General features: G+C 71.7%; 15 protein-coding genes and 1 pseudogene. 9 read left to right on the top strand and 7 right to left on the bottom strand.

Annotated elements, in window-relative coordinates:
• Nucleotides 1-236 precede the first annotated feature (236 nt).
• Nucleotides 237-1676, bottom strand: coding sequence for an NADP-dependent phosphogluconate dehydrogenase (gene gndA / locus ACFYW8_RS33920; protein WP_389086765.1), 1440 nt, complete (start codon nt 1674-1676; stop codon nt 237-239).
• A 499-nt stretch (nt 1677-2175) separates the two neighbouring features.
• Here gndA and ACFYW8_RS33915 point away from each other — a divergent pair, with 499 nt between their 5' ends.
• Nucleotides 2176-3384 (top strand): transglycosylase family protein, encoded by a 1209-nt coding sequence (locus ACFYW8_RS33915; protein ID WP_389086760.1) that lies wholly within the window; start codon nt 2176-2178, stop codon nt 3382-3384.
• Here the strand turns inward: ACFYW8_RS33915 and ACFYW8_RS33910 are convergent.
• The gene (locus ACFYW8_RS33910) at nt 3374-4750 is read right to left on the bottom strand and encodes a DMT family transporter (RefSeq protein WP_389086755.1); all 1377 of its coding nucleotides are present in this window, start codon (nt 4748-4750) and stop codon (nt 3374-3376) included. The genes ACFYW8_RS33915 and ACFYW8_RS33910 overlap by 11 nt on opposite strands.
• Before the next feature lie 210 nt (nt 4751-4960).
• On the opposite strand from ACFYW8_RS33910, the gene ACFYW8_RS33905 reads away from it, so the two are divergent.
• From ACFYW8_RS33905 to ACFYW8_RS33880, 6 genes are all read left to right on the top strand, one after another.
• Entirely contained in the window at nt 4961-5710 is a 750-nt protein-coding gene (locus tag ACFYW8_RS33905; RefSeq protein WP_389086750.1) for a (2Fe-2S)-binding protein, read from the top strand.
• Nucleotides 5711-5795: 85 nt separating this feature from the next.
• A complete protein-coding gene (glgA, locus tag ACFYW8_RS33900) occupies nt 5796-6947 on the top strand; it encodes a glycogen synthase (protein WP_389086803.1) in 1152 nt (383 codons plus the stop codon).
• A gap of 81 nt (nt 6948-7028) precedes the next feature.
• On the top strand, nt 7029-8249 hold the full coding sequence (glgC, locus tag ACFYW8_RS33895) for a glucose-1-phosphate adenylyltransferase (RefSeq protein WP_389086745.1): 1221 nt from the start codon (nt 7029-7031) through the stop codon (nt 8247-8249).
• Nucleotides 8250-8553: 304 nt separating this feature from the next.
• Nucleotides 8554-10896 carry a GH92 family glycosyl hydrolase gene (locus tag ACFYW8_RS33890; RefSeq protein ID WP_389086740.1) on the top strand — a complete coding sequence of 781 codons (2343 nt, stop codon included), beginning with the start codon at nt 8554-8556 and terminating at the stop codon, nt 10894-10896.
• A 155-nt stretch (nt 10897-11051) separates the two neighbouring features.
• Complete coding sequence (locus tag ACFYW8_RS33885; RefSeq protein ID WP_389086735.1) at nt 11052-12380, top strand: wax ester/triacylglycerol synthase family O-acyltransferase; 1329 nt, start codon at nt 11052-11054, stop codon at nt 12378-12380.
• A 102-nt stretch (nt 12381-12482) separates the two neighbouring features.
• Nucleotides 12483-13997, top strand: coding sequence for an SDR family NAD(P)-dependent oxidoreductase (locus ACFYW8_RS33880; protein WP_389086730.1), 1515 nt, complete (start codon nt 12483-12485; stop codon nt 13995-13997).
• 87 nt (nt 13998-14084) lie between these two features.
• On the opposite strand, the gene ACFYW8_RS33875 is transcribed toward ACFYW8_RS33880, so the two are convergent.
• Together ACFYW8_RS33875 and ACFYW8_RS33870 are read right to left on the bottom strand one after the other, a co-directional pair.
• Nucleotides 14085-14891, bottom strand: coding sequence for an SDR family oxidoreductase (locus tag ACFYW8_RS33875; protein WP_389086725.1), 807 nt, complete (start codon nt 14889-14891; stop codon nt 14085-14087).
• A 266-nt stretch (nt 14892-15157) separates the two neighbouring features.
• Nucleotides 15158-15718 (bottom strand): HD domain-containing protein, encoded by a 561-nt coding sequence (locus ACFYW8_RS33870; protein WP_389086721.1) that lies wholly within the window; start codon nt 15716-15718, stop codon nt 15158-15160.
• Nucleotides 15719-16246: 528 nt separating this feature from the next.
• Here ACFYW8_RS33870 and ACFYW8_RS33865 point away from each other — a divergent pair.
• Complete coding sequence (locus tag ACFYW8_RS33865; protein ID WP_389086718.1) at nt 16247-16423, top strand: hypothetical protein; 177 nt, start codon at nt 16247-16249, stop codon at nt 16421-16423.
• A 272-nt stretch (nt 16424-16695) separates the two neighbouring features.
• Here ACFYW8_RS33865 and ACFYW8_RS33860 read toward each other — a convergent pair whose 3' ends face one another.
• The 3 genes and pseudogenes from ACFYW8_RS33860 to ACFYW8_RS33850 all read right to left on the bottom strand — a co-directional run.
• Nucleotides 16696-17202 carry a hypothetical protein gene (locus ACFYW8_RS33860; RefSeq protein ID WP_389086713.1) on the bottom strand — a complete coding sequence of 169 codons (507 nt, stop codon included), beginning with the start codon at nt 17200-17202 and terminating at the stop codon, nt 16696-16698.
• 325 nt (nt 17203-17527) lie between these two features.
• Nucleotides 17528-18922 carry an amidase gene (locus ACFYW8_RS33855; RefSeq protein ID WP_389086708.1) on the bottom strand — a complete coding sequence of 465 codons (1395 nt, stop codon included), beginning with the start codon at nt 18920-18922 and terminating at the stop codon, nt 17528-17530.
• Between the two features lie 234 nt (nt 18923-19156).
• Nucleotides 19157-19647 (bottom strand): annotated as a pseudogene (locus ACFYW8_RS33850) (FadR/GntR family transcriptional regulator); the annotation flags it as partial.
• A 180-nt stretch (nt 19648-19827) separates the two neighbouring features.
• Between ACFYW8_RS33850 and ACFYW8_RS33845 the strand changes: the two are divergent.
• Complete coding sequence (locus tag ACFYW8_RS33845; RefSeq protein ID WP_389086703.1) at nt 19828-21192, top strand: L-fuconate dehydratase; 1365 nt, start codon at nt 19828-19830, stop codon at nt 21190-21192.
• The last annotated feature ends 4 nt before the right edge of the window (nt 21193-21196 follow it).

Genomic DNA, 21196 nt, shown 5'->3' with positions numbered 1-21196 from the left:
GACTCCCGCGCCCGGCCGGGGCCGCCCGGCTGCCGCGCCGCGCGTCGGCCGGCTCTTGTCACCAGGTCACGCCCTAGCCCGGGGCACGCGGAAGCCGCCGCGTTCCCGGCTCCGGGAACGCGGCGGCTTCGGCGACGGTGTGGTGCGCGGCCTGGCCCGGCGAAGTCATGTGCCGCGCCGAGCCGGGTGCCGAGCACCGGGGCTGATCCGGGCCGGGGTGATCCGGGCCCGGGGCCCTACGCCTCGACCTCCGACCGGTCGCCGCCCCACAGCGTGTGGAACGACCCCTCGCGGTCCGTCCTGCGGTATGTGTGTGCCCCGAAGAAGTCCCGCTGCCCCTGGGTCAGGGCGGCCGGCAGGCGCTCGGCGCGCAAGGCGTCGTAGTAGGCGAGGGCCGCCGAGAAACCGGGCGCGGGCACGCCCTGGCGGGTCGCGGCGACGAGAACCTCACGCCAGTCGTCCTGGGCCGCCGCGATCTCCTGCGCGAACGTCTCGTCCGACAGCAGGCTCGGCAGGTCGGGCCGGGCGTCGTAGGCGGCACGGATGCGGTCGAGGAAGGCCGCCCGGATGATGCAGCCGCCGCGCCAGATCGAGGCGACGGAACCGAGGTCGATGCTCCAGTCGTACTCGTCGCTGCCCGCGATGATCTCGTGGAAGCCCTGCGTGTACGAGACGATCTTCGACGCGTACAGCGCCTGCTCCACCCGGTCCGCGAAGGCCGCGGCCTCGGACGCGTCGAGCTGCCGGGCCTTCGGGCCGGCGAGGCCGCGCGAGGCGGCGCGCAGGTCGGCGTGTCCGGACAGGGAACGGGCGAAGACCGCCTCGGCGATACCGGACACCGGCACGCCCAGGTCCAGCGCGATCTGCACGGTCCAGCGGCCCGTGCCCTTCTGCTCGGCCCGGTCCTGGACCACGTCCACGAACGGCTTGCCGGTCGCCGCGTCGACATGCGAGAGCACCTCGGCGGTGATCTCGATCAGGTACGAGTCGAGCCGCCCGGTGTTCCAGGTGCGGAAGATGTCGGCGATCTGTGCGGGGGAGTACCCGGCGACGTCGCGGAGCAACTGGTAGGCCTCGCCGATCAGCTGCATGTCGGCGTACTCGATGCCGTTGTGGACCATCTTCACGAAGTGCCCGGCACCGTCGGGACCGACATGCGTGACACACGGCGACCCGTCGGTGGCCTTCGCGGAGATCTTCTCCAGCATCGGGCCGAGCGAGGCGTACGACTCGACCGAGCCGCCCGGCATGATGCTGGGCCCGTGCAGCGCGCCCTCCTCGCCGCCGGAGACGCCCGTGCCGACGAAGTGGATGACCTGCTCCCGCAGCGCGCGCTCACGGCGCCGGGTGTCCGCGAAATGCGCGTTGCCGCCATCGATGATCATGTCGCCGGGTTCCAGGAGCGGGGCGAACTCCTGGATCACCGCGTCGGTCGGATCGCCCGCCTTCACCATGATCACCAGACGTCGGGGCCGCTCCAGCGCCGCCACGAACTCCTTCGCGGTCTCGGCGGCCACGAAGGTGCCCTCGTGGCCGAACTCCTCCACCAGCGCGTTCGTCTTCGCCACGGTGCGGTTGTGTACGGCGACCGCGTAACCGTTGCGCGCGAAGTTGCGGGCGAGGTTGCGCCCCATGACCGCGAGACCCGTGACGCCGATCTGGGCTGAAGTGCTCATTCGGTTGGCTCCTAAGAGGTGCGGTAAGTCCGGTGGCCGACAGGGGAGAAGATCCCGGTATCAGTGCTGCCGGTCGTACTCGTCCGTGCTGCCCGCCAGTATTGCCCCAGGCCGTCCTGAGGCGTCGGAGGTGTCCACGTAGGAGAACGTCCCCGCGTCGCGAGGGCGGATTTCGGACAGCCCTTACGGGGCCGGCTGCCGGCGGCGGGGAGCCCGGGCGCCCCGGACGCGGGCCCCGCTTCCGCGCTGTCGCATCCGGCGCGCGGGACGGCCGCCCGTCGCCGGACACAGGAACCCGATGTCGACAGGCCTCGGAGGGGTGGGCGGTACACCCCGGTCCGGCGCCGTCACGGTCACCCACCGTACGGAGCGAGTTCGGGCCGACGGCGGTCCGGGAGTCGGTCGACCGCCGTTTCGGAGCGACCGGTTGCCGCCTTGTCCTGGCCTGTTCCCAGCGCTTACTTTTGCCGCTCCTGACGCATGTCTAGGGGGCTCCCTCATGGCCGTACGCGGTCGGCACCGCCGGTACCAGCCGAACAGGATCAACCGCGCCTCACTCACCGTCACGGCGGGTGGCGCCGGGATCGCTCTCCCGCTCGTCGGAGCCGGAGTCGCCCACGCGGCCGATGTCGGGACCTGGAACAAGGTCGCCGCCTGCGAGTCCAGCGGCAACTGGAGCATCAACACCGGCAACGGCTATTACGGCGGACTGCAGTTCACCCAGTCCACCTGGGAGGCGTACGGCGGCAGGGCCTACGCCGGGCGCGCGGACCAGGCCACGAAGGACCAGCAGATCGCCGTCGCCGAGAAGGTGCTGAAGGGCCAGGGACCGGGCGCCTGGCCGGTGTGCTCGGTCCACGGAGGGCTGACCAGAGGCGGTGCGACCCCCGACATCAGCCCGGCGGGGACCGCGCCGCGGACGGCGAAGCCGCGCTCCGTGCGGGACGTGAAGCCGCAGACCACACCGCAGTCGCAGGCCGGGACCGCCGAGATGTACACCGTCGTGCACGGCGACACGCTCTCCGGTATAGCCGACTCCCGGCATGTCCAGGGTGGCTGGCAGGGGCTGTACGACGCGAATCACGCCACCGTCGGCTCCGACCCGGACCTGATCCTGCCGGGCCAGCGGCTCACCCTGCGCGGCGGGGCCCAGGCGCCCTCGCACACGCAGCACGCGCCGACGAGCGCGCCGTCGACGACGCGCACCCGGACACCGGCGAAGGCGCCCACGCGAACACCGGCGAAGAAGGCCTCGACCCACACGACGTCCCCGCACAGGACCACCCCTGACAAGGCCGAGACGCACTCCCTCGTGGCCCCGGTGCACGCGGCGACCGGCACGCCCTACCGTGCCGCCGGCTCCCACTGGTCGAAGGGCTACCACACCGGCGTGGACTTCCCCGTGGCGACCGGTACCTCCGTCGCGGCGGTCGCCGCCGGTCATGTGGTCAGCTCGGGGTGGGGCGGATCGTTCGGCTACCAGGTGGTGATCCGGCACGCCGACGGCCGCTACACGCAGTACGGCCACCTCTCCGCGATCTCCGTCAAGGCGGGACAGAGTGTGGTGGCCGGCCAGCGCATCGGCCGCTCCGGGTCGACGGGCAACAGCACGGGCCCGCATCTGCACTTCGAGGTGCGGACGGGGCCCGGCTTCGGTTCGGACATCGACCCGGTGGCTTATCTCCGGGCGGGCGGCGTCAGGATTTGACGCGGGTGCGGTGGTGGTGGACGAACGGCATCGGCACGTAGGGCACACCGAGCATGGCGGTCAGGAAAGGCAGCTCGTCCCCGGCCGCCGGGTCCCGCGAGGCGACGACCTCCATAGCCGGCACGGCGGCCTTGAGCGGAGCCGGTACGAACACGGCGCCGACGGCGGACTGCGCAGCCGCCCGGAACACGCCCTCCCCGCCCGCATGGGGAGCCGGTCGCACCCCGCTCTTGGCACCCGGCCGCGAAGCCGGTACGAACCCGTCGCCGCCCCCGGCCGGCTTGGGCAACCCGGCCAGCAGGTCCTCCACGGTCGCCTCCGTGACCGTGAGAGCTCCGAGGTCGGCGGCGACCGGGAGAGCCGCCCCGGGGAGGCACCGCTCCGATACGGCCGCGACGACCGGTTCGGGGAGGGGTGACTCCGATACGGCCGCCGGAACCGGCTCGTCGGCGGGCCGACGGGTGCCGTCGGCCCGCTGCCCGGCGTCCGCCCGTGGCACGGCCGCGGGCTCCGGGGGAGCGGTCGCGGTTCGGTCGCCGCTGCCGATCCGCTCGATGGTGAGCAGGATCAGACCGCCCGCCGCGACGACGCCGCAGCCCAGCGCGAGCGCGGTGCCGGTCGCGCCGTAGCGGAAGGTCTCGCCGAACATCGTGATGCCGATCGCGGCAGCCACGACGGGGTTCACGACCGTCAGCGTGGCCAGCGGCGCCTCCAGGCCTGCGCCCCGGTAGGAGGCCTGTGAGATCAGCATGCCGGCGGTCGCGAAGACCCCTATGGCCGCGAGGCTGGACAGGTTGGCCATAGAGACGTGCTGCGACCAGTCCACCGCGACGGTCTTGGTGAACACGGAGGACAGGCTGAAGGCGACGCCCGCCGCGACCGCCAGCAGCACACTGCGCACGGCCGGGTGCCGGTGCGCGGCGCGTCCCGCCGCCATGAGGGCCGCGACCGCGCCGCCCGCCACCACGCCCAGCGCCAGGCGCTGGGCGTTGCTCAGGGACTGCGCGTCGGACGTGCCCACCAGGGCCAGCAGACCTGCCAGACCCACGGTGGCCATGATCGCGCCACGCCAGGCGGCCGCTCCGGCCCTGCGGCCGACGAACAGGGCCGCCATCGGAAGCGCGAAGACGATGGTCAGCGCGCCGAGCGGCTGTACGAGGCTCAGCGGGCCGAACGCGAGGGCGACCACGTGCAGCAGCCCGCCCAGGCCGGTCAGCGCGACGGCGGCCCACCAGCCCGGCCTGCGCAGCGGTGCGTAGGTCTGGCCGGGCGAGGTCACCGCGACCCGCTCCTGAATGATCGCGCCACCCGCGTACGCCACTGCCGAGACGAACGAGAGCACTACGGACAAAGCGAGGGCACTCATGAGTCCCTCCTCTGCGTACGGCGCGGAGCGGCGGCCCGGCGCGACGAACGGTCGGCTTCCATGGGAACAACGATGCCCCGCGAATTAGTTCTCGTCGTCGTCCCTGAGCAGTCATTGGGTCCTACTGCCGATGGAGTACGAATCGCCCCTTGTCCTCCCCAGGGTGGGCGACACCACGGACCGATCCACTGGTGGTTACCCCTAGGGGGCTTGGTACTACTGGTCTTCGTGGACCTCGACCCCCAACTCGCTGCGCTCGACGCACTCGGCGGATTCTTCGTACTACGCGTCGGCGTACCTCCGCGCGGCCCCCTGCCCACCCTCGCCGGCGCCTGGGCCGGCCCGCGAAGCGGGACGCCCGCGGAGGTTTACGGGGATCCGGTAACTTTTCGGATCGACAAGGTCGCACAGAGCATTCGGGCGCCCGAGTCGCGTGTCGCGGTCTCGGTGGCGCAGCAGGGTCTCGCCGCCCGCTTCTGGTCGGTCGCGCTCGGTGCCGCCGCGCTCTGCGGCCGGCTGCCCGACCTCGATCCGGAACTGCTGCGCTGGGACCCGGACGCCGGCGTCCCGGACGACCTCTGGCTCTCCGAGGTCCGCACCCGGCCGGTGACCGATCTCGACGCGGTCGTACGCGCCGGACTTCTCGTCCCGCTGAACGCGGCCCTGCGCTCGCGCCACCGCGTCTCACCCCGCCTGCTGTGGGGCAACGCGGGCTCCGCCCTGGCCGGGACCGTCCGTCAGCTGGACCGCTGGGCGCTCACCCATGGACGCCCGGACGTGGGGGAGCGGGCCAGGACACTCGCCGGCCGGCTCTTCGCGCACCCCGACCTCGCCGGCACCCTCGACCCGAGGACCCTGCGCCGCCGCAGCTGCTGTCTCTACTACCGGGTGCCCGGCGGCGGAGTCTGCGGCGACTGCTGCTTCGAACGGCCGCCTCGTCCCGTGCCCCGCCGGACCTGACGCAAGGGCTGCCCTCGTGGTCTTCCGTATCGGCTTCAACTGAGTGACCATGAGGGGCACCAGCCGGCTACGACAGGGGTTCTGTGTGCGCGTGGGACTGCTGACCCGGGAGTATCCGCCGGACGTGTACGGCGGTGCGGGCGTCCATGTCGAGTTCCTCGCAAGGGAGCTGCGCGCCCTCACGGAACTCGACGTGCACTGCTGGGGCGAGGGCGGCGCCGGCGGGGTCGTCCGTCACCGGCCCTGGACCGCACTGGACGGCGCCAACGACGCCCTGCGCACCTTCTCCGTGGACCTGTCCATCGCCGCCGCGCTCGAAGGCCGCGAACTGGTCCACTCCCACACCTGGTACGCCAACCTGGCGGGACACTTCGGAAAGCTCCTGCACGGCATCCCGCATGTGATGACCGCCCACTCCCTCGAACCGCTGCGCCCCTGGAAGGCCGAGCAACTGGGCGGCGGCTACGCCCTGTCCAGCTGGGCCGAGCGCACCGCCATCGAGGCCGCGGACGCCGTGATCGCCGTCTCCGGCGCCATGCGCGAGGACATTCTCGGCTGCTACCCCGTTCTGGATCCGGCCCGGGTGCGCGTCGTGCACAACGGCATCGACACCTCCCTCTACCGGCCCGACCACGGCACCGACGTGCTGGAGCGGATCGGCCTGGACACCGGACGCCCGTACATCCTGTTCGTCGGTCGCATCACCCGGCAGAAGGGTGTGCCCCATCTCCTGCGCGCGGTACGGGACATCGATCCGGCCGCGCAGGTGGTCCTGTGCGCGGGTGCCCCCGACACCCCGGAGATCGACCGGGAGTTCCGCGAGCTGTACCAGGAGCTGAGCGCGGTGCGCGACGGTGTGCACTGGATCCGGCAGATGCTGCCGCGGCCAGAAGTCATCCAACTCCTCACCCACGCGGCCGTGTTCGTCTGCCCCTCGGTCTACGAGCCGCTCGGCATCGTCAATCTGGAGGCGATGGCCTGCGGGACGGCGGTGGTGGCCTCGCGTGTCGGCGGCATCCCGGAGGTCGTCGAGGACGGCGAGACCGGCCTTCTCGTGCCGCTCGGGGGCGACTTCGAGGCGGGGCTCGCGACGGCCCTTGACTCCGTGCTCGCCGACCCCGACGGGGCCCGCCGCATGGGCGAGGCCGGACGGCTGCGCGCGGTGAGGGAGTTCGGCTGGGACGCGGTGGCCCGAAAGACCGTCCGGTTGTACGAGGAAGTCCTCAAACCGGGGTAACCATCGGACAGTTGAGCTTCAGGAACACGGGCGGGTCCGGGTGTCCGGACCTGGCCCGACCGGGCGTAGAGGGGCGGCGGCATGCGGCGCGGTGGACCTTCGGTGCTGGGAATCGTACTGGCGGGCGGTGAGGGCAAGCGGCTGATGCCGCTCACGGCGGACCGGGCGAAACCGGCGGTGACCTTCGGCGGCACGTACCGCCTCGTGGACTTCGTACTCTCCAATCTCGTCAACGCCGACATCCTGCGCGTCTGCGTGCTCACGCAGTACAAGTCGCACTCGCTGGACCGGCACATCACCACCACCTGGCGGATGTCGAGCCTGCTCGGCAACTATGTGACGCCCGTACCGGCCCAGCAGCGGCTCGGGCCCCGCTGGTATCTGGGCAGCGCGGACGCGATCCTCCAGTCGCTCAACCTGATCCACGACGAACAGCCCGAGTACGTCGCGGTGTTCGGCGCCGACCACGTCTACCGGATGGACCCCCGGCAGATGCTCGCCCAGCACATCGAGGGCGGCGCGGGGGTGACGGTGGCGGGGGTACGGGTGCCGCGCGCCGAGTCGTCGTCGTTCGGGGTCATCAGCCCCGGTTCCGACGGCCAGAGCGTGCGGGGCTTCCTGGAGAAGCCCGCCGACCCGCCGGGCCTCGCGGACGACCCCGAGTGCGTGTTCGCCTCGATGGGCAACTACCTCTTCACCACCAAGGCACTGATCGAGGCGCTCCAGCGGGACGCCGAGGACGAGAACTCCGTGCACGACATGGGCGGTTCGATCCTGCCGGCGCTCACCGAGCGGGGCGAGGCGCAGCTGTACGACTTCAGCGACAACCACGTTCCCGGCGAGACCACCCGCGACCAGGGCTACTGGCGTGACGTGGGAACCCTCGACGCCTACTACGACGCCCACATGGATCTGATCGCCGAGCGTCCCGCCTTCAACCTGTTCAACCGCAGCTGGCCGGTCTACACGAGCTCCGGGCAGCTGTCGCCCGCGCGCTTCAACGCCGGAGGCATCGCGAGCGAGTCGATCATCAGCGCGGGGTGCCTGATCCGCGGGCAGGTGACGCGGTCGGTGCTGTCGCCGGGTGTGGTCGTCGATCCGGGGGCGGTGGTGCAGGGCTCGATCCTGCACGACAACGTCAAGATAGGCCGGGGTGCCGTGGTGCGCGGCGCGGTGCTCGACAAGAACGTCGAGGTGCCGCCGGGCGCGACCATCGGGGTCAACCCGGAGCGCGACTCCGATCTCTACACGGTCTCCAAGGGCGGCGTGATCGCCCTGGGCAAGGGCCAGCGCGTCCCCTGACCGGCCGCCGCGCGCGACAACGGCCTCGGACACCCGGCCCTTCGGGCTCGGTGACTCCGGGGCCGTTCGTCACGGCATTTGTCATGTCCCTGGACAGTGGACGGAATCCCGTGCTGTCATGCCAACTGCCGTGGATGACAACGTTGTACAGGGCTGACAACGATGTCATCCGCTGTGGCGGTCTCGGACGTGGCGTGCCCGGACGCGACGCGTCCGGCGGGATCTCGCCCGGTTGCCCGGAAAGCCGGTCTCCCGCCCCGACCATGCATGAGGACAACGTTGTCGATCACCGGAGGTCTCCCGCATGAGATGGACCCGGCGCCTGCGCCTGTGCACGGCCGGGCTGGTGACAGCCTCGGCGCTGTTCGCCCTGCCCACCGCACAGGCCGCCGAGCCGCGTGACGGCCAACTCACCGATCTGGTCAACCCGTTCATCGGAACGGAGAACGAGGGCAACACCTATCCCGGCGCCGCCGTGCCCTTCGGCATGGTGCAGTTCTCGCCGGACACCGGACACAACACCGGCTACGACCACTCCCAGAACCACGTCCGCGGCTTCTCCCTCGTCCATCTCTCGGGCGTCGGCTGCGGCCTCGGCGGTGACCTGCCGGTCCTGCCCACGACGGGTGACGTCACCCAGACGGATGACGCACGGTACGAGGCCGAATTCGGCCACGACACCGAGGAGGCGCACCCGGGCTTCTACGAGGTCGGCCTGAAGTCCGGGATCGAGGCCGAGCTGACGGCCACCGCGCGCACCGGCGTGCAGCGCTACACGTTCCCGGCCACCGGCAAGGCCAACGTGCTGCTGAACGCGGGCCAGTCGCTGCACAGGACGGTCTCGACGAAGGTGGAGATCCTGGACAACCGGACCGTCCGCACGGCGATCACCGGCAGCGGCTTCTGCCAGGCCACCAAGCCGTACACGGTGTACACGATCACCCGCTTCGACCGGCCGTTCACCACTTCGGGCACCTGGAACGGCGACACCGTCACCGAGGGTTCCCAGGAGACCGCCGGCACCACCGGGCGCACCGGGGCCTTCGTGCGCTTCGACACCACCAAGGACCGCACGGTCGAGGCGACCACCGCGCTCTCGTACGTGGATGCCCGCGGCGCGGCCGTCAACCTCCGCTCCGAGGGCGGCCGTTCCTTCGACGCGGTCCTCGGGTCCGCGCACCGTGCCTGGGAGGACCGGCTCGACGACGTACGGGTGAAGGGCGGTGCCGACGCCCTGCGGCGCACGTTCTACTCGTCCCTCTACCGTTCCTTCCTCGCGCCCAACATCGGCAGCGACGCCGACGGCCGCTACACCGGCTGGGACCAGCGGATCCACCGGACGAAGGGCTTCACGTACTACCAGAACTGGTCCCTGTGGGACACCTACCGCACCCAGTCGCAGCTGCTGTCCCTGCTCGCGCCGCGTGAGGCGCGCGACATGGCGATCTCCGTGATCAGGATCGACGAGGAGAGCGGCTGGCTGCCCAAGTGGGGCTACGGCACGGCCGAGACGAACATCATGACCGGCGACCCGGTCACGCCGTTCCTCACCAACGCCTACCAGCAGGGTCTGCTCACGGGGGCCGGCGGATACGCTGAGCGGGCCTATCGGGCACTGAAGAAGAACGCCGACGGCGTGCCGCCCGCCGACTCACCGGCGGTGGGCCGCGAGGCCAACAGCGAGTACATCGCGAACGGCTTCGCCCCCTACGTCAAGGGCCGCCCGCACGCGAAGTCCGGCGACTCGGACTACGACCACGGTGCCTCCGCAACGCTGGAGTACGCCCTGTCGGACGCCATGCTCGGCGAGATGGCGCGGGAACTGGGCCACGACGACGACGCCGCGCGCTACCTGGCCCGGGCCCAGAACTACCGCGCGATCCACGACCCTTCCACCGGTTTCTTCCGTGCCCGCGACGCCTCCGGAGCCTTCACCGGACCCGCCGACCCGGCCCAGAGCGAGGGCTTCCACGAGGGCACGTCCTGGCAGTACCAGTGGCTCGTGCCGCAGGACCTGCCGGGCATGGTCGACCTGATCGGCGGCAAGCAGGCGGCGAACGACCGGCTCGACTCGTTCTTCGCCTACGGGCAGTTGCTGAAGGACCCCGCGAAGACCGCCCGCGAGGTCTGGGTCAACGGCCCGTACGCCTACTACAACGCGGACAAGTACAACCCCCAGAACGAGCCCGACCTGATCGCCCCGTACACCTACCTCTCGACCGGCCAGCCGTGGAAGACGACCGACGTCGTGCACGCGGCGCTGACCCTGTTCACGGACGCGCCGACCGGGATGACCGGCAACGACGACCTCGGCACGATGTCCGCCTGGAACGTCCTGTCGTCCATCGGGATCTTCCCGGTGCAGCCCGGCTACGACACCTGGGGTCTGTCCACGCCCGTCTTCGAGCGGGTCGACCTCACGCTCGACCGGCGCTACTACCCGTTCGGGGCGCTGACGGTGACGGCGCCCGGCACCTCGGACACCCGGCGGTACATTCAGTCGGCCCACGTGGACGGATCGCCGTACGGCCGCACGTATCTGACGACCCACACCCTGCGGCGCATCCACGGGATCCGCTTCACGGTCGGCTCGGAGCCGTCCGAGTGGGGAACAGCGGCCTCGGCGGCACCCCCGGTCCTGAAGTGACGACCGGCGTGTCCTGACCGGAACGAGTCCCGTTCCTCCTCCGAGGGACGGGACTTAATCCGCTGTTAACTGTGCGTAACTTGATCGTACTTGACCGTAATCACCAGTCCGGGTTTGACTGCAAGTCCACCCGTCGTCGACGCGAGAGCAAGCCTTTGATCTCCGACCTCCTCGCACCACTCGACCTGGCGTTCTGGAACATCGAGTCCGACCGGCACCCGATGCACCTCGGCGCCCTCGGTGTCTTCTCCGCGCACTCGCCCACCGCCGGCGCCCACGCCGCGGACCTGCTCGCGGCCCGCGCCGCCGCCGTCCCCGGGCTGCGCATGCGGATCCGCGACGTGTGGCAGCCGCTGGCGCCCCTAGCCTTCGGCAGCGCGGCCCGCGAGCCCGCACCCGACTTCGAGCCGCTGGACCACGTCCTGCTGCACAAGCCGACCGCCGACTTCCACGCCGAGGCCGGCCGGCTGATGGAACGCCCGCTGGAGCGCGGCCGGCCACCGTGGGAGGCGCACGTGCTCCCCGGCGAGGACGGCGTGTCCTTCGCGGTGCTCTTCAAGTTCCACCACGCGCTCGCCGACGGCCTCAGGGCGCTCATGCTCGCCGCCGCCATCATGGACCCGATGGACCTGCCGGAACCCCGCCCGCGCCCCGCGGAGCCGCCCCGGGGGCTCTTCCCGGACGTCCGCAAGCTGCCCGGCCTGGTCCGCGGGACCCTCTCCGACATGGGCCGCGCCCTCGACATCGGCACCTCGGTGGCCCGCGCCGCACTCGGCGTCCAGTCCTCGCCCGCCCTCACCTCCGAGCCCACCGGCACCCGGCGCACCGCCGGTGTGATCATCGACCTCGACGAGGTGCACGTCGTCCGCAAGACCGTCGGCGGCACCGTCAACGACGTCCTGATCGCCGTCGTCGCGGGCGCCCTGCGCCGCTGGCTCGACGAACGCGGTGACGGCAGCGAGGGCGTCTCCCCGCGGGCCCTGATCCCCGTCTCCCGGCGCCGGCCGCGCACCGCGCACCCACAGGGCAACCGGCTCTCCGGCTACCTGATACGGCTTCCCGTCGACGACCCGGACCCGCTCGGCCGGCTGCGTGCCGTACGGACGGCGATGGACCGGAACAAGGACGCCGGACCCAACCGGGGCGCGGGCGCCGTCGCGCTGCTCGCCGACCACGTTCCGCCGCTCGGGCACCGGCTCGGCGGCCCGGTCGTGGGGCGGGCCGCCCGGCTGCTGTTCGACATCCTCGTCACCAGCGTGCCGCTGCCCAGCCTCGGCCTGAAGCTCGGCGGCTGCCCGCTCACCGAGGTCTACCCGTTCGCCCCGCTGGCCCGCGGCCAGGCACTCGCGGTGGCCGTCTCGACCTACCGGGGAAGCGTCCACTACGGGCTCGTGGCCGACGCGGAGGCCGTGCCGGACCTCGATCTGCTGGCCCGTTCGCTGACCGAGGAGGTGCGTGTTCTGATCACCGCCTGCACGTCATGATCACCACGGGTTTGGTGCCGCGCGCGATTGGTCCGTAAAATTCCGCCTTCGAAAGCGAGCGCGGTTCGAACGCGGCGCACAACCCGAGGAACGGCAGCAGCGATGACGGTGACAGAGGACGGCCGGGCGACCCCCGCCGTGGACACGACAGATGTGGCGGCCGTCGCGTTCGGTCCCGGTATCGACCCCGAGCGGCTGGCCGTGTGCCTCGGCGTGCTCGACGAACTCGAGAAGATCGACGTCGACCACCCCGACGCCATCGCCGTGCGCCGTGCCACCGCGGGCGTCTACCGGACCGTGAAGCAGCGCCGCCGTCAGGAGCGCCGTGCCGCCAAGACGGCCCACGACAAGCAGGTCACCGAGTCCACCGCGACCGGCTCCGCCCAGCGCATCGACGACGAGACCGAGGGCATCCTGCCGTCGTCGGTGACGGAGGAGGGCAAGATCGCGGGGATACTCCAGCGCCCGCGCTCCTGCTACACCTGCAAGGCGCGGTACGTCGAGGTCGACTACTTCTACCACCAGCTCTGCCAGGACTGCGCCGCCCTGAACCGCTCCCGCCGCGAAGCCCGCGCCGACCTCACCGGCAAGCGGGCGCTGCTCACCGGCGGCCGCGCCAAGATCGGCATGTACATCGCGCTGCGCCTGCTGCGTGACGGTGCGCACACCACCATCACCACGCGCTTCCCGAAGGACGCCATCCGCCGCTTCAAGGCCATGGACGACTCGGCGGACTGGATGCACCGCCTGGAGGTCGTCGGCATCGACCTGCGCGACCCGGCCCAGGCCGTGGCGCTCGCCGACCGGATGGCGGAGCAGGGCCCGCTCGACATCCTGATCAACAACGCGACCCAGACCGTGCGCAGGCTGCCCACCGCCTACGCCGCGCTCGTCGAGGGCGAGAGCGCCCCGCTGCCGGCCGGAGAACTGCCCGCGAGCCACGTCATCGGCGCCTTCAACTCCGGCGCGGTCGACGGGCTGACCGCGCTGCCCGTCGGCGTCTCCGGACTGGACGCGCAGAAGGTGGCCGACCTCGCCCTGGTCGCCGGCAACGCCAGTGTGGTCCGTCACCGTGACGGCACCGCCATCGACGCGGGCGGTCTGGTCCCCGACGTCGTCGACAGCAACACCTGGGTGCAGACCATCGAGCAGATCTCCCCCGTGGAGCTGCTGGAGACCCAGCTGTGCAACTACACGGCGCCGTTCATCCTGATCAGCGCGCTGCGGGCGCGGATGGCCGAGGCCGCCCGCAAGGCGCCCGCAGGGCGGGCGTACATCGTCAACGTCTCGGCGATGGAGGGTGTGTTCGGCCGCGGCTACAAGGGCGCGGGCCACCCCAACACGAACGCGGCGAAGGCCGCCATGAACATGGTGACCCGTACCAGCGCCCAGGAGATGTTCCAGACCGACGGCATCCTCATGACCTCGGTCGACACCGGCTGGATCACCGACGAGCGCCCGCACTACGACAAGCTGCGCCTGGCCGACGAGGGCTTCCACGCCCCGCTCGACCTCGTCGACGGCGCGGCCCGCGTGTACGACCCGATCGTCCGCGGCGAACAGGGCGAGGACCTGTACGGCGTCTTCATGAAGGACTACGCGCCCGGCAAGTGGTAGCCGGACGGGGCCCCGGGCGACGGCGCGGGCGTCGGGCGGCCGGGGCCCCGTGCCTGGCACGCGTCGGGCGGCAGGGTCCCGGGTATGTCACCCCTCGGGAGCGCGTGCCCGGAGCCGCTCGTGGACGGCGTGGCCCGGGGAGCCCGGGTAGGCGGCCCTCACCCGCGTGCCCCCGTCGACCAGCAGGTCGGCCCCGGTGATCCACTCGGCCGCGTCGGACGCCAGCCAGGTCACGGCGCGGGCGATGTCCCCGGGCCGCCCGATACGGCCGAGCGGGAGTCCGGCGCCCAGTTCGTCCTCGGAGTCCTCCCACACGAAACGGGCCATCTCGGTGCGGACGAGACCGGGGGAGACCGAGTTGACCCGTACCTTCGGAGCCAGTTCGCCGGCCAGTTGCCGGGTCAGATGGAGCAGGGCGGCCTTGCTGGTGCCGTACGCGCCGACCCGCGGCCCGACGTGTCCGGCGCCCTCCGTGCAGACGTTCACCACGGCGCCGCCGTGCTCGCCCATCCAGGCCCGCCAGGCGTACTGCACCAGCCGCAGCGGCGCCTCGACGTTGACGGTGAACGCGTCGCGCCAGGCCTTCGGGTCGGCGTCCATCAGGGGGCCGTAGGGCTGGTTGGTCGCCGCGTTGTTGACCACGATGTCGACGCGTCCGAAGGTGCGGAGCGTCAGCCCGGTCAGCTCCGTCAGATGTGCCGCGTCGGCCACGGAACCCGCGAGCCCGATACCGCCGACCCGCTCGGCGGCGTGCCGCACCGCGTCCGGATCCCGTGCGGTCACGCACACCCGCGCGCCCGCTCCGGCGAGTGCCTCGGCGACGGCGAGCCCGATCCCGCGCGAGGCCCCGGTGACGATGGCGGCCCTGCCCTTCAGTCCGTACGGCGGCGTCATCCGCGTACCGTCTCATGACGGACCGTCAGCCGACAGGCCTCGGCGACGACCACCGCCGCACGCCCGGGCCGACGGCGACGACCGTTGTCGCCCGCCGGGCACGAAGGGTGGGGGGGGCGCCCGCGAGTGCGCCCGTGCGGACGCCCGTCGGTGATGTGGTGCCGCCGTGCTGTGGCCCGTGCCGTGCCGGAGGGGGCCGCCCCGCCGTGCGGCGGGTGGTCCGGAGCCGGGCGGTGGCGCGGAGGGTGAGCGGTCCGGCGCGGGCGCTAGTCAACCGCCCCGAGCCGCGCGGAACGTTGCGCCACCAGCTCCAGCACTGTGCGCCAGTCCTCCATGACCCCGGCGTACAGCCCGACGACCTTGCCGGCGTCGTCCGCCTGTCGCAGGGTCACCGCGTCCTCGGCCAGTGGGTCGTGTTCGAACGCGGCCGCCTCGCGCGGGGTCATCGCGCCGCCCTGCTCGGCCAGGGTCGGCGTGCTCTGCGGGGACAGCCCGCGCCTCGGCGACGTGCTCGCCAGATAGCGCTTCGCCGCCACGTGCAGGCGTACGAGACGGGAGACCCGCTCGCCGAGCAGCGGCCGTACCGCGTCGGCCGCGTGGTCGGCGTGCCCGGCGTCGTCGCCCGGTCTGAGCAGATGGCCGATGTCGTGCACCAGGCCCGCCACCTGGAGTTCCTTGTCGCTGGGATGGCCCCGGCGCAGCAGCGCGGCGGTCTGCAGGGCGTGGTCGTGCAGATCGACGGGGTCGCCCGTGCCGTCCGGGGTGTCCCAGGCGCCCCGGCAGGCGTGCAGCAGATCCATCAGCTCCTCGACGCTGCGCAGCTCCATGCGTCAGTCCTCCCGCGAGAAAAGCCGTTTGCCGTGCGACAGCAGACCATGGCCTCCTTGCGAACCGGCCAACGGGACCTGAACTGCGTGGCGTCTTCGGGGCGGACGCGCGCGACGGCCGTCGGCCGACGGTGACTTCAGAGATACCCGTGGCGGTCCCGACGCCGTCACCGAAGGGCGATATTGAGCCGAATGGGTGGTCGCGAAGAGGGCATCACGTTTCAAATCGCCGCAGATCGGGGCCTGATGAGTCCTGGATGACGTGTGACAGTAACCTCAAGTTTTCAGCCCCATAGAGCAGGGGCCCGCTCATTTGGTTACCCTGTAGCCGACGGGCAGCCTTACTGGGTTCCACCCACACCCACGGTCCGTCCCGGGACAAGCCGGTCACCACGGCCTGCTCTCATACGAGTTACCGGCGCCACCGCGTCCCTAACTGCTTCGACTCAGACCCGAGCGGGCGTCAGGCGATCCGAGAGCACCGGGCGCCAACGTCCCGAGGGTGACCCGACACATAAGGAGTGCGCGGTGACACCAGAGAAGACGAATCTCGACCAGGGCCCCGAGGAACACGCGGAGCGCCTGGGCGGTGGGTCCGACACCAAGCTCGGAAGCCTGGACGTGTGGGCCAGGTCCGCCCCCATCCGCCTCGCGGGCTACGAGGACGACCTCGCCGAGCCCCACATCCTGCCCAGCGTGGACTGACCCCTCCCCGGGGTCCCGGGGCAGGACCATCGCGATCGCCGCGCGCATGGGCGTACGAGGCTCACGCCCATGCCTGGGGCGGCTTGCGGTGCGAACTCCGGCCGAGGGCGGTGGATCACGCTCCCGAAAGATCCCGATCGGCGCCGCGACGTCCTGCTCGGTCGGCTCGGCGCCGAGGGGGCGGACTCGCGCATTCGAGGTAGGAGTTGTCGGTGTCGTGGGTGAATCCGGCGACGCAGCCGCCGGTCTCGTCCGGGAGCCGTACGGCCCCGTCAGGTCCGGTCGGGCAGTGCCGACGTCGTCCAGGGCGTCGCCGATGTGCCGTGCTCCTGCGGGAGGGTGTCGGGAGAGTGGGCGGGGCAGGACTGTAGCTGCAGGGAGGTCACCGAACCGGCGCGCGTCGCGGTGTAGGCGTAGCACTGGGCCCAACCGCCTGCGGCGACCTGCACCACGACGACCGTACGGGTCGCGTCCCGGTCCAGGGACCAGGGATCGTGCTGCTTCAACGCGTCGGCTATCTCCTGATCGGTGAGGATGCCGTCGGCGTCGGCCTCCGTGAACCGTTTTCCGAGCCGCTCGGCCGCCGCGGCCACAGCGGCGCGGGCCTCACGGTCCTGGTCGCGGCCGCTGTCGTGTATGGACTGGAAGAACCAGATCAGCAGACCCGCCGCCGACAGCAACCCGGTCAGGACGACCACGCCGAGACAGCCGGCCACCTGGGCGAGGAGCCCGGCCCGCCCGCTGTCACGGCGTGGCGCACGTGCTGCGGAGAATCTCACTCGGTCATGATCCCGTATAGCCGATCGTTTTCAACTCGCTCTCCACCACGTGCTCGTAGCCGGTGGTGCCGGCGTCGTTCGGAGCCGGTGCACTTGACCGTGCGGCTGAGGATCTCCGGATAGCCGACGAGCACGATCTTGGCGTTGGGGCCTGCTGGGCGATCTCCGTGAGGGTGTCGCCGACGTCCTGCTTCGTCTGGTCGATCAGTTTCTCGTATTTGTCGATGAAGTCGCTTCCGGCACAGTCCGTGAGGCCCGCGCAGTCGCTGACCGCGCTGACGAACGCGCCGCATTGACGTCGTGCACACCATGCCGACGGCGGGTGTCACCCTTTGCCGTCACCGCGATCACGGGACGGAGCCGTCGGCCGGACGGACTCGTCCAGCGGTGCCGTCCGCCGCCATGGCCGCAGCCGCTCCAACTGCTCGGCCAGGCGCAACAGTTGCCCCTCCGACCCGGGCAGCCCCACCAGTTGTACGGCGGTGGGGGCGCCCGAGGGCAGGGTGCCGAGCGGCACCGTCATCGCGGGCCAGCCGGTCAGGTTCCACGGCGGGGTCAGCGGCGAGTAGTTCGTGTTGGCCAGCACGTTGCGCAGCCAGCCGCGCTCGTGCCAGGGCGCCGCCCTGGGCGAGCGGCGGGCGAGCGCCGGGGTGAGCAGCACGTCGTGCTCGGCGAAGAACGGCTCCAGCCGCCGGCGCAGCCGATCGCGGCCCTCACCGGTGCGCACCCCGTTCAGGAACCGCTGCCCGACCGTGGCGTGCACCCGGGTGCGCCGGGCCAGCGCCCGCGGGTCGAGCCCCCGGGCGTCGACGGCCGTACCCGCCGTCCAGTGCGCGAGCGAGGTGAGACCGAGCGACAGCGGGTACGGCGGCTCGGCCCGCCGTACCTCGTGGCCCGCGCCGGCCAGCAGCCGGGCGGCCTCCCGCACGGCGGTCGCGTACGGCGCGCTGATCGTGACACCGGCCAGGGGACTGCGTACCGACACGGCGATCCGGCGCCTGCCGGGTTCCTCCTCGCGGACGACCTCCGCGTCCGCCAGGACCGAGAACATCAGGCGGGCGTCCTCGACCGTGGTGGCCAGCGGACCGTTCTCGGACATGCCGAACCAGTCGCCGTCGCTGATGCCGGCGGGCACGACCCCGTGGCCCGGCTTGATGGTGACCAGGCCGCAGTTGGCCGCCGGTATGCGCAGGGAACCCATGCCGTCGTTGCCGAGGGCGATCGGCACCATCCCGGCGGCGACCGCGGCCGCGCTGCCGCCCGACGAACCACCGGCCGTGCGCGAGAGGTCCCACGGATTGCGGGACGTGCCGTGGACGCCCTCCGTGGTGCCGAAGATGCACAGTTCCGGCACGTTCGTCAGACCCACGACCACCGCGCCCGCCGCCCGCAGCCGGGCCACGGTGACATGGTCCTCACCGGCGGGCGTGTCCGGGGTGGCGGCCGAGCCGACCCGGGTGGACTCGCCGCGCACGGCGAGGTTGTCCTTGACGGCCACCGGCACGCCCGCGAGCGGCAGGCCGGCCAGATCGGGCCGGCCTGCCACCTCGTCGGCCTCGGCCAGTGCCGCCTCGGTCCGCACGGTGCGGAAGGCTCCCACGCCGCTGTCGAGGCGCTCGATACGGGCGAGGTGCTCGGCCACCACCTCACGGGGCACTGCCCGCTTCTCGCGTACGGCGGCGGCGATCTCTGCGGCGGTCCGGCCGACCCAGCTGGTCACGGGCGCTCCTTGCTGCGGAGTGGTGCTACTCGCGAGTGCGGAGGGAGCACTCAGGGAGAACTTTGTACCCGCGCACGCCCCGCGTCGAGAGGTGGTGATCGAGTTCCCGTCGCGGGTCGTCGCCCGTTGTCGCTGATCGCTGATCGCTGATCGCTGGCCGCAGGTTGCCGGTTGCCGACGCGGCGGTGCGGGGGGTGCGGGGGGTGCGGGGGTGCGGCGGATACGGCCGAGCGCTCAGCTCCCGACCTGCCCCCGCAGCCACTCCTCCACTTCCCCCACATGCGCGGCGGCCGCCGCGCGGGCCGCGTCGGGGTCCCGGGCGACCAGGGCGCGGTGGATCGCGGCGTGTTCGCGGCGGGTGCGCGCGATGGCGCCCTCCTCCTGACAACCCCGCCAGACACGGGCCCGGAACGTACGCGAGGACAGACCCTCCAGGATGGCGGCCAGCGTGTCGTTGCCCGCGGCCGCCGCGATCTCGCGATGGAAGGCCAGGTCGTGGGCGAGGACCTGCTCCGGATCGTCCGTCGTGTTCATCGCCGTCAGGTGCTTGTCGACCTCGGCGAGCCGGTCAGGGGTGATCCGCGCGGCGGCCAGCGCGGTAGCCGCGGACTCCAGCACCCGGCGTACCTCCAGCAGCTCCACCAGCCGCGGCCGCGGGACATATCGGCGACGACGCCGAACGTCTCCAGCAGGTCGCCGGCCTCCAGCCGGGTGACGTAGATGCCGAGCCGTGCCGCAGTCCGGTCACGGAGATGGTCCGACCACTGGGGCCTGGAATCAGGGACATCTGCCACGGAAGGGTGTGGCGATCCCGAAGTGGTCTGATAATTACCCGGATAACTGCTCGATCGTATGCAACCAGGAGCTGACCGAATCCCGCCCCGCAGCCCACCGAAAGGCCCTCTGTGACCTCCGCGTCCCCGTCCCGCGCCCGTATCACCGCGGTCGACACCTACGACATCCGCTTCCCCACCTCGCGCGAGCTCGACGGCTCGGACGCGATGAACCCGGACCCCGACTACTCGGCGGCGTACGTCGTACTGCGCACGGACGCGGCCGACGGAGCCGAGGGGCACGGCTTCGCCTTCACCATCGGGCGGGGCAACGATGTCCAGGTCGCCGGGATCGAAGCGTTACGGGGACACGTGATCGGACGGTCTGTCGGCGAGCTGTGCGCCGACCCCGGCTCCCTCTCCCGGGATCTGGTCGGCGACAGCCAGCTGCGCTGGCTCGGACCCGAGAAGGGCGTGATGCACATGGCGATCGGCGCCGTCGTCAACGCCGTGTGGGATCTGGCCGCCAGACGCGCCCGCAAACCGCTGTGGCAGCTGCTCGCGGACGCCGATCCGCGCTGGCTCGTCGGCCAGGTCGACTTCCGCTACATCACGGACGCGCTGACGCCCGAAGAAGCGCTGGAACTGCTGAGCCGGGGCCGGGAAGGGGCCGCGGGACGCGCCGCGACCCTGCGCGAACAGGGCTATCCCGCGTACACCACCTCACCCGGATGGCTCGGCTACGGCGACGAGAAGCTCACCCGTCTCGCCGCCGCGGCGGTCGCCGGGGGATTCCGGCAGATCAAGCTGAAGGTGGGAGCGGATCTCGCGGACGATCTACGCCGCTGCCGCGTCGCCCGTGCGGCGGTGGGCCCGGACGTCCGCATCGCGCTCGACGCCAACCAGCGCTGGAACGTGGACGAGGCGATCACCTGGACCAAGGCGCTCTCCGAGCTCCATCCGTACTGGATCGAGGAGCCGACCAGCCCCGACGACATCCTCGGTCATGCCGCCGTGCGCGAGGCGGTGGCCCCCGTCAAGGTCGCCACCGGCGAGCACGTGCAGAACCGGATCGTCTTCAAGCAGCTCCTCCAGGCCGGCTCCATCGACATCCTCCAGATCGACGCCGCACGCGTCGGAGGTGTCAACGAGAACCTCGCCATCATGCTCCTCGCGGCCAAGTTCGGCGTGCCCGTCTGCCCGCACGCCGGAGGCGTGGGCCTGTGCGAACTCGTCCAGCACCTCGCGATGTTCGACTTCGTCGCCCTGTCCGGCACCACCGACGACCGGGTCATCGAGTACGTCGACCATCTGCACGAGCACTTCACCGAACCGGTGGTGATCCGCGGCGGCCACTACAGGGCACCCACCGCGCCGGGCTTCTCCGCCGCGATGCGTCCCGAGTCCATCGCGGAGTTCACCTACCCGGGCGGCGCCTTCTGGGCCGCCGACCTCGGCCAGCGGAATGCCAACGACCGGAAGGGGCGGCTCACATGACGGT

This window comes from Streptomyces sp. NPDC002742, from assembly GCF_042888885.1.
Lineage (GTDB): Bacteria > Actinomycetota > Actinomycetes > Streptomycetales > Streptomycetaceae > Streptomyces.
The sequence above is the reverse complement of the archived record's forward strand: the minus strand, read 5'-3'. Positions and strand labels throughout refer to the sequence as shown.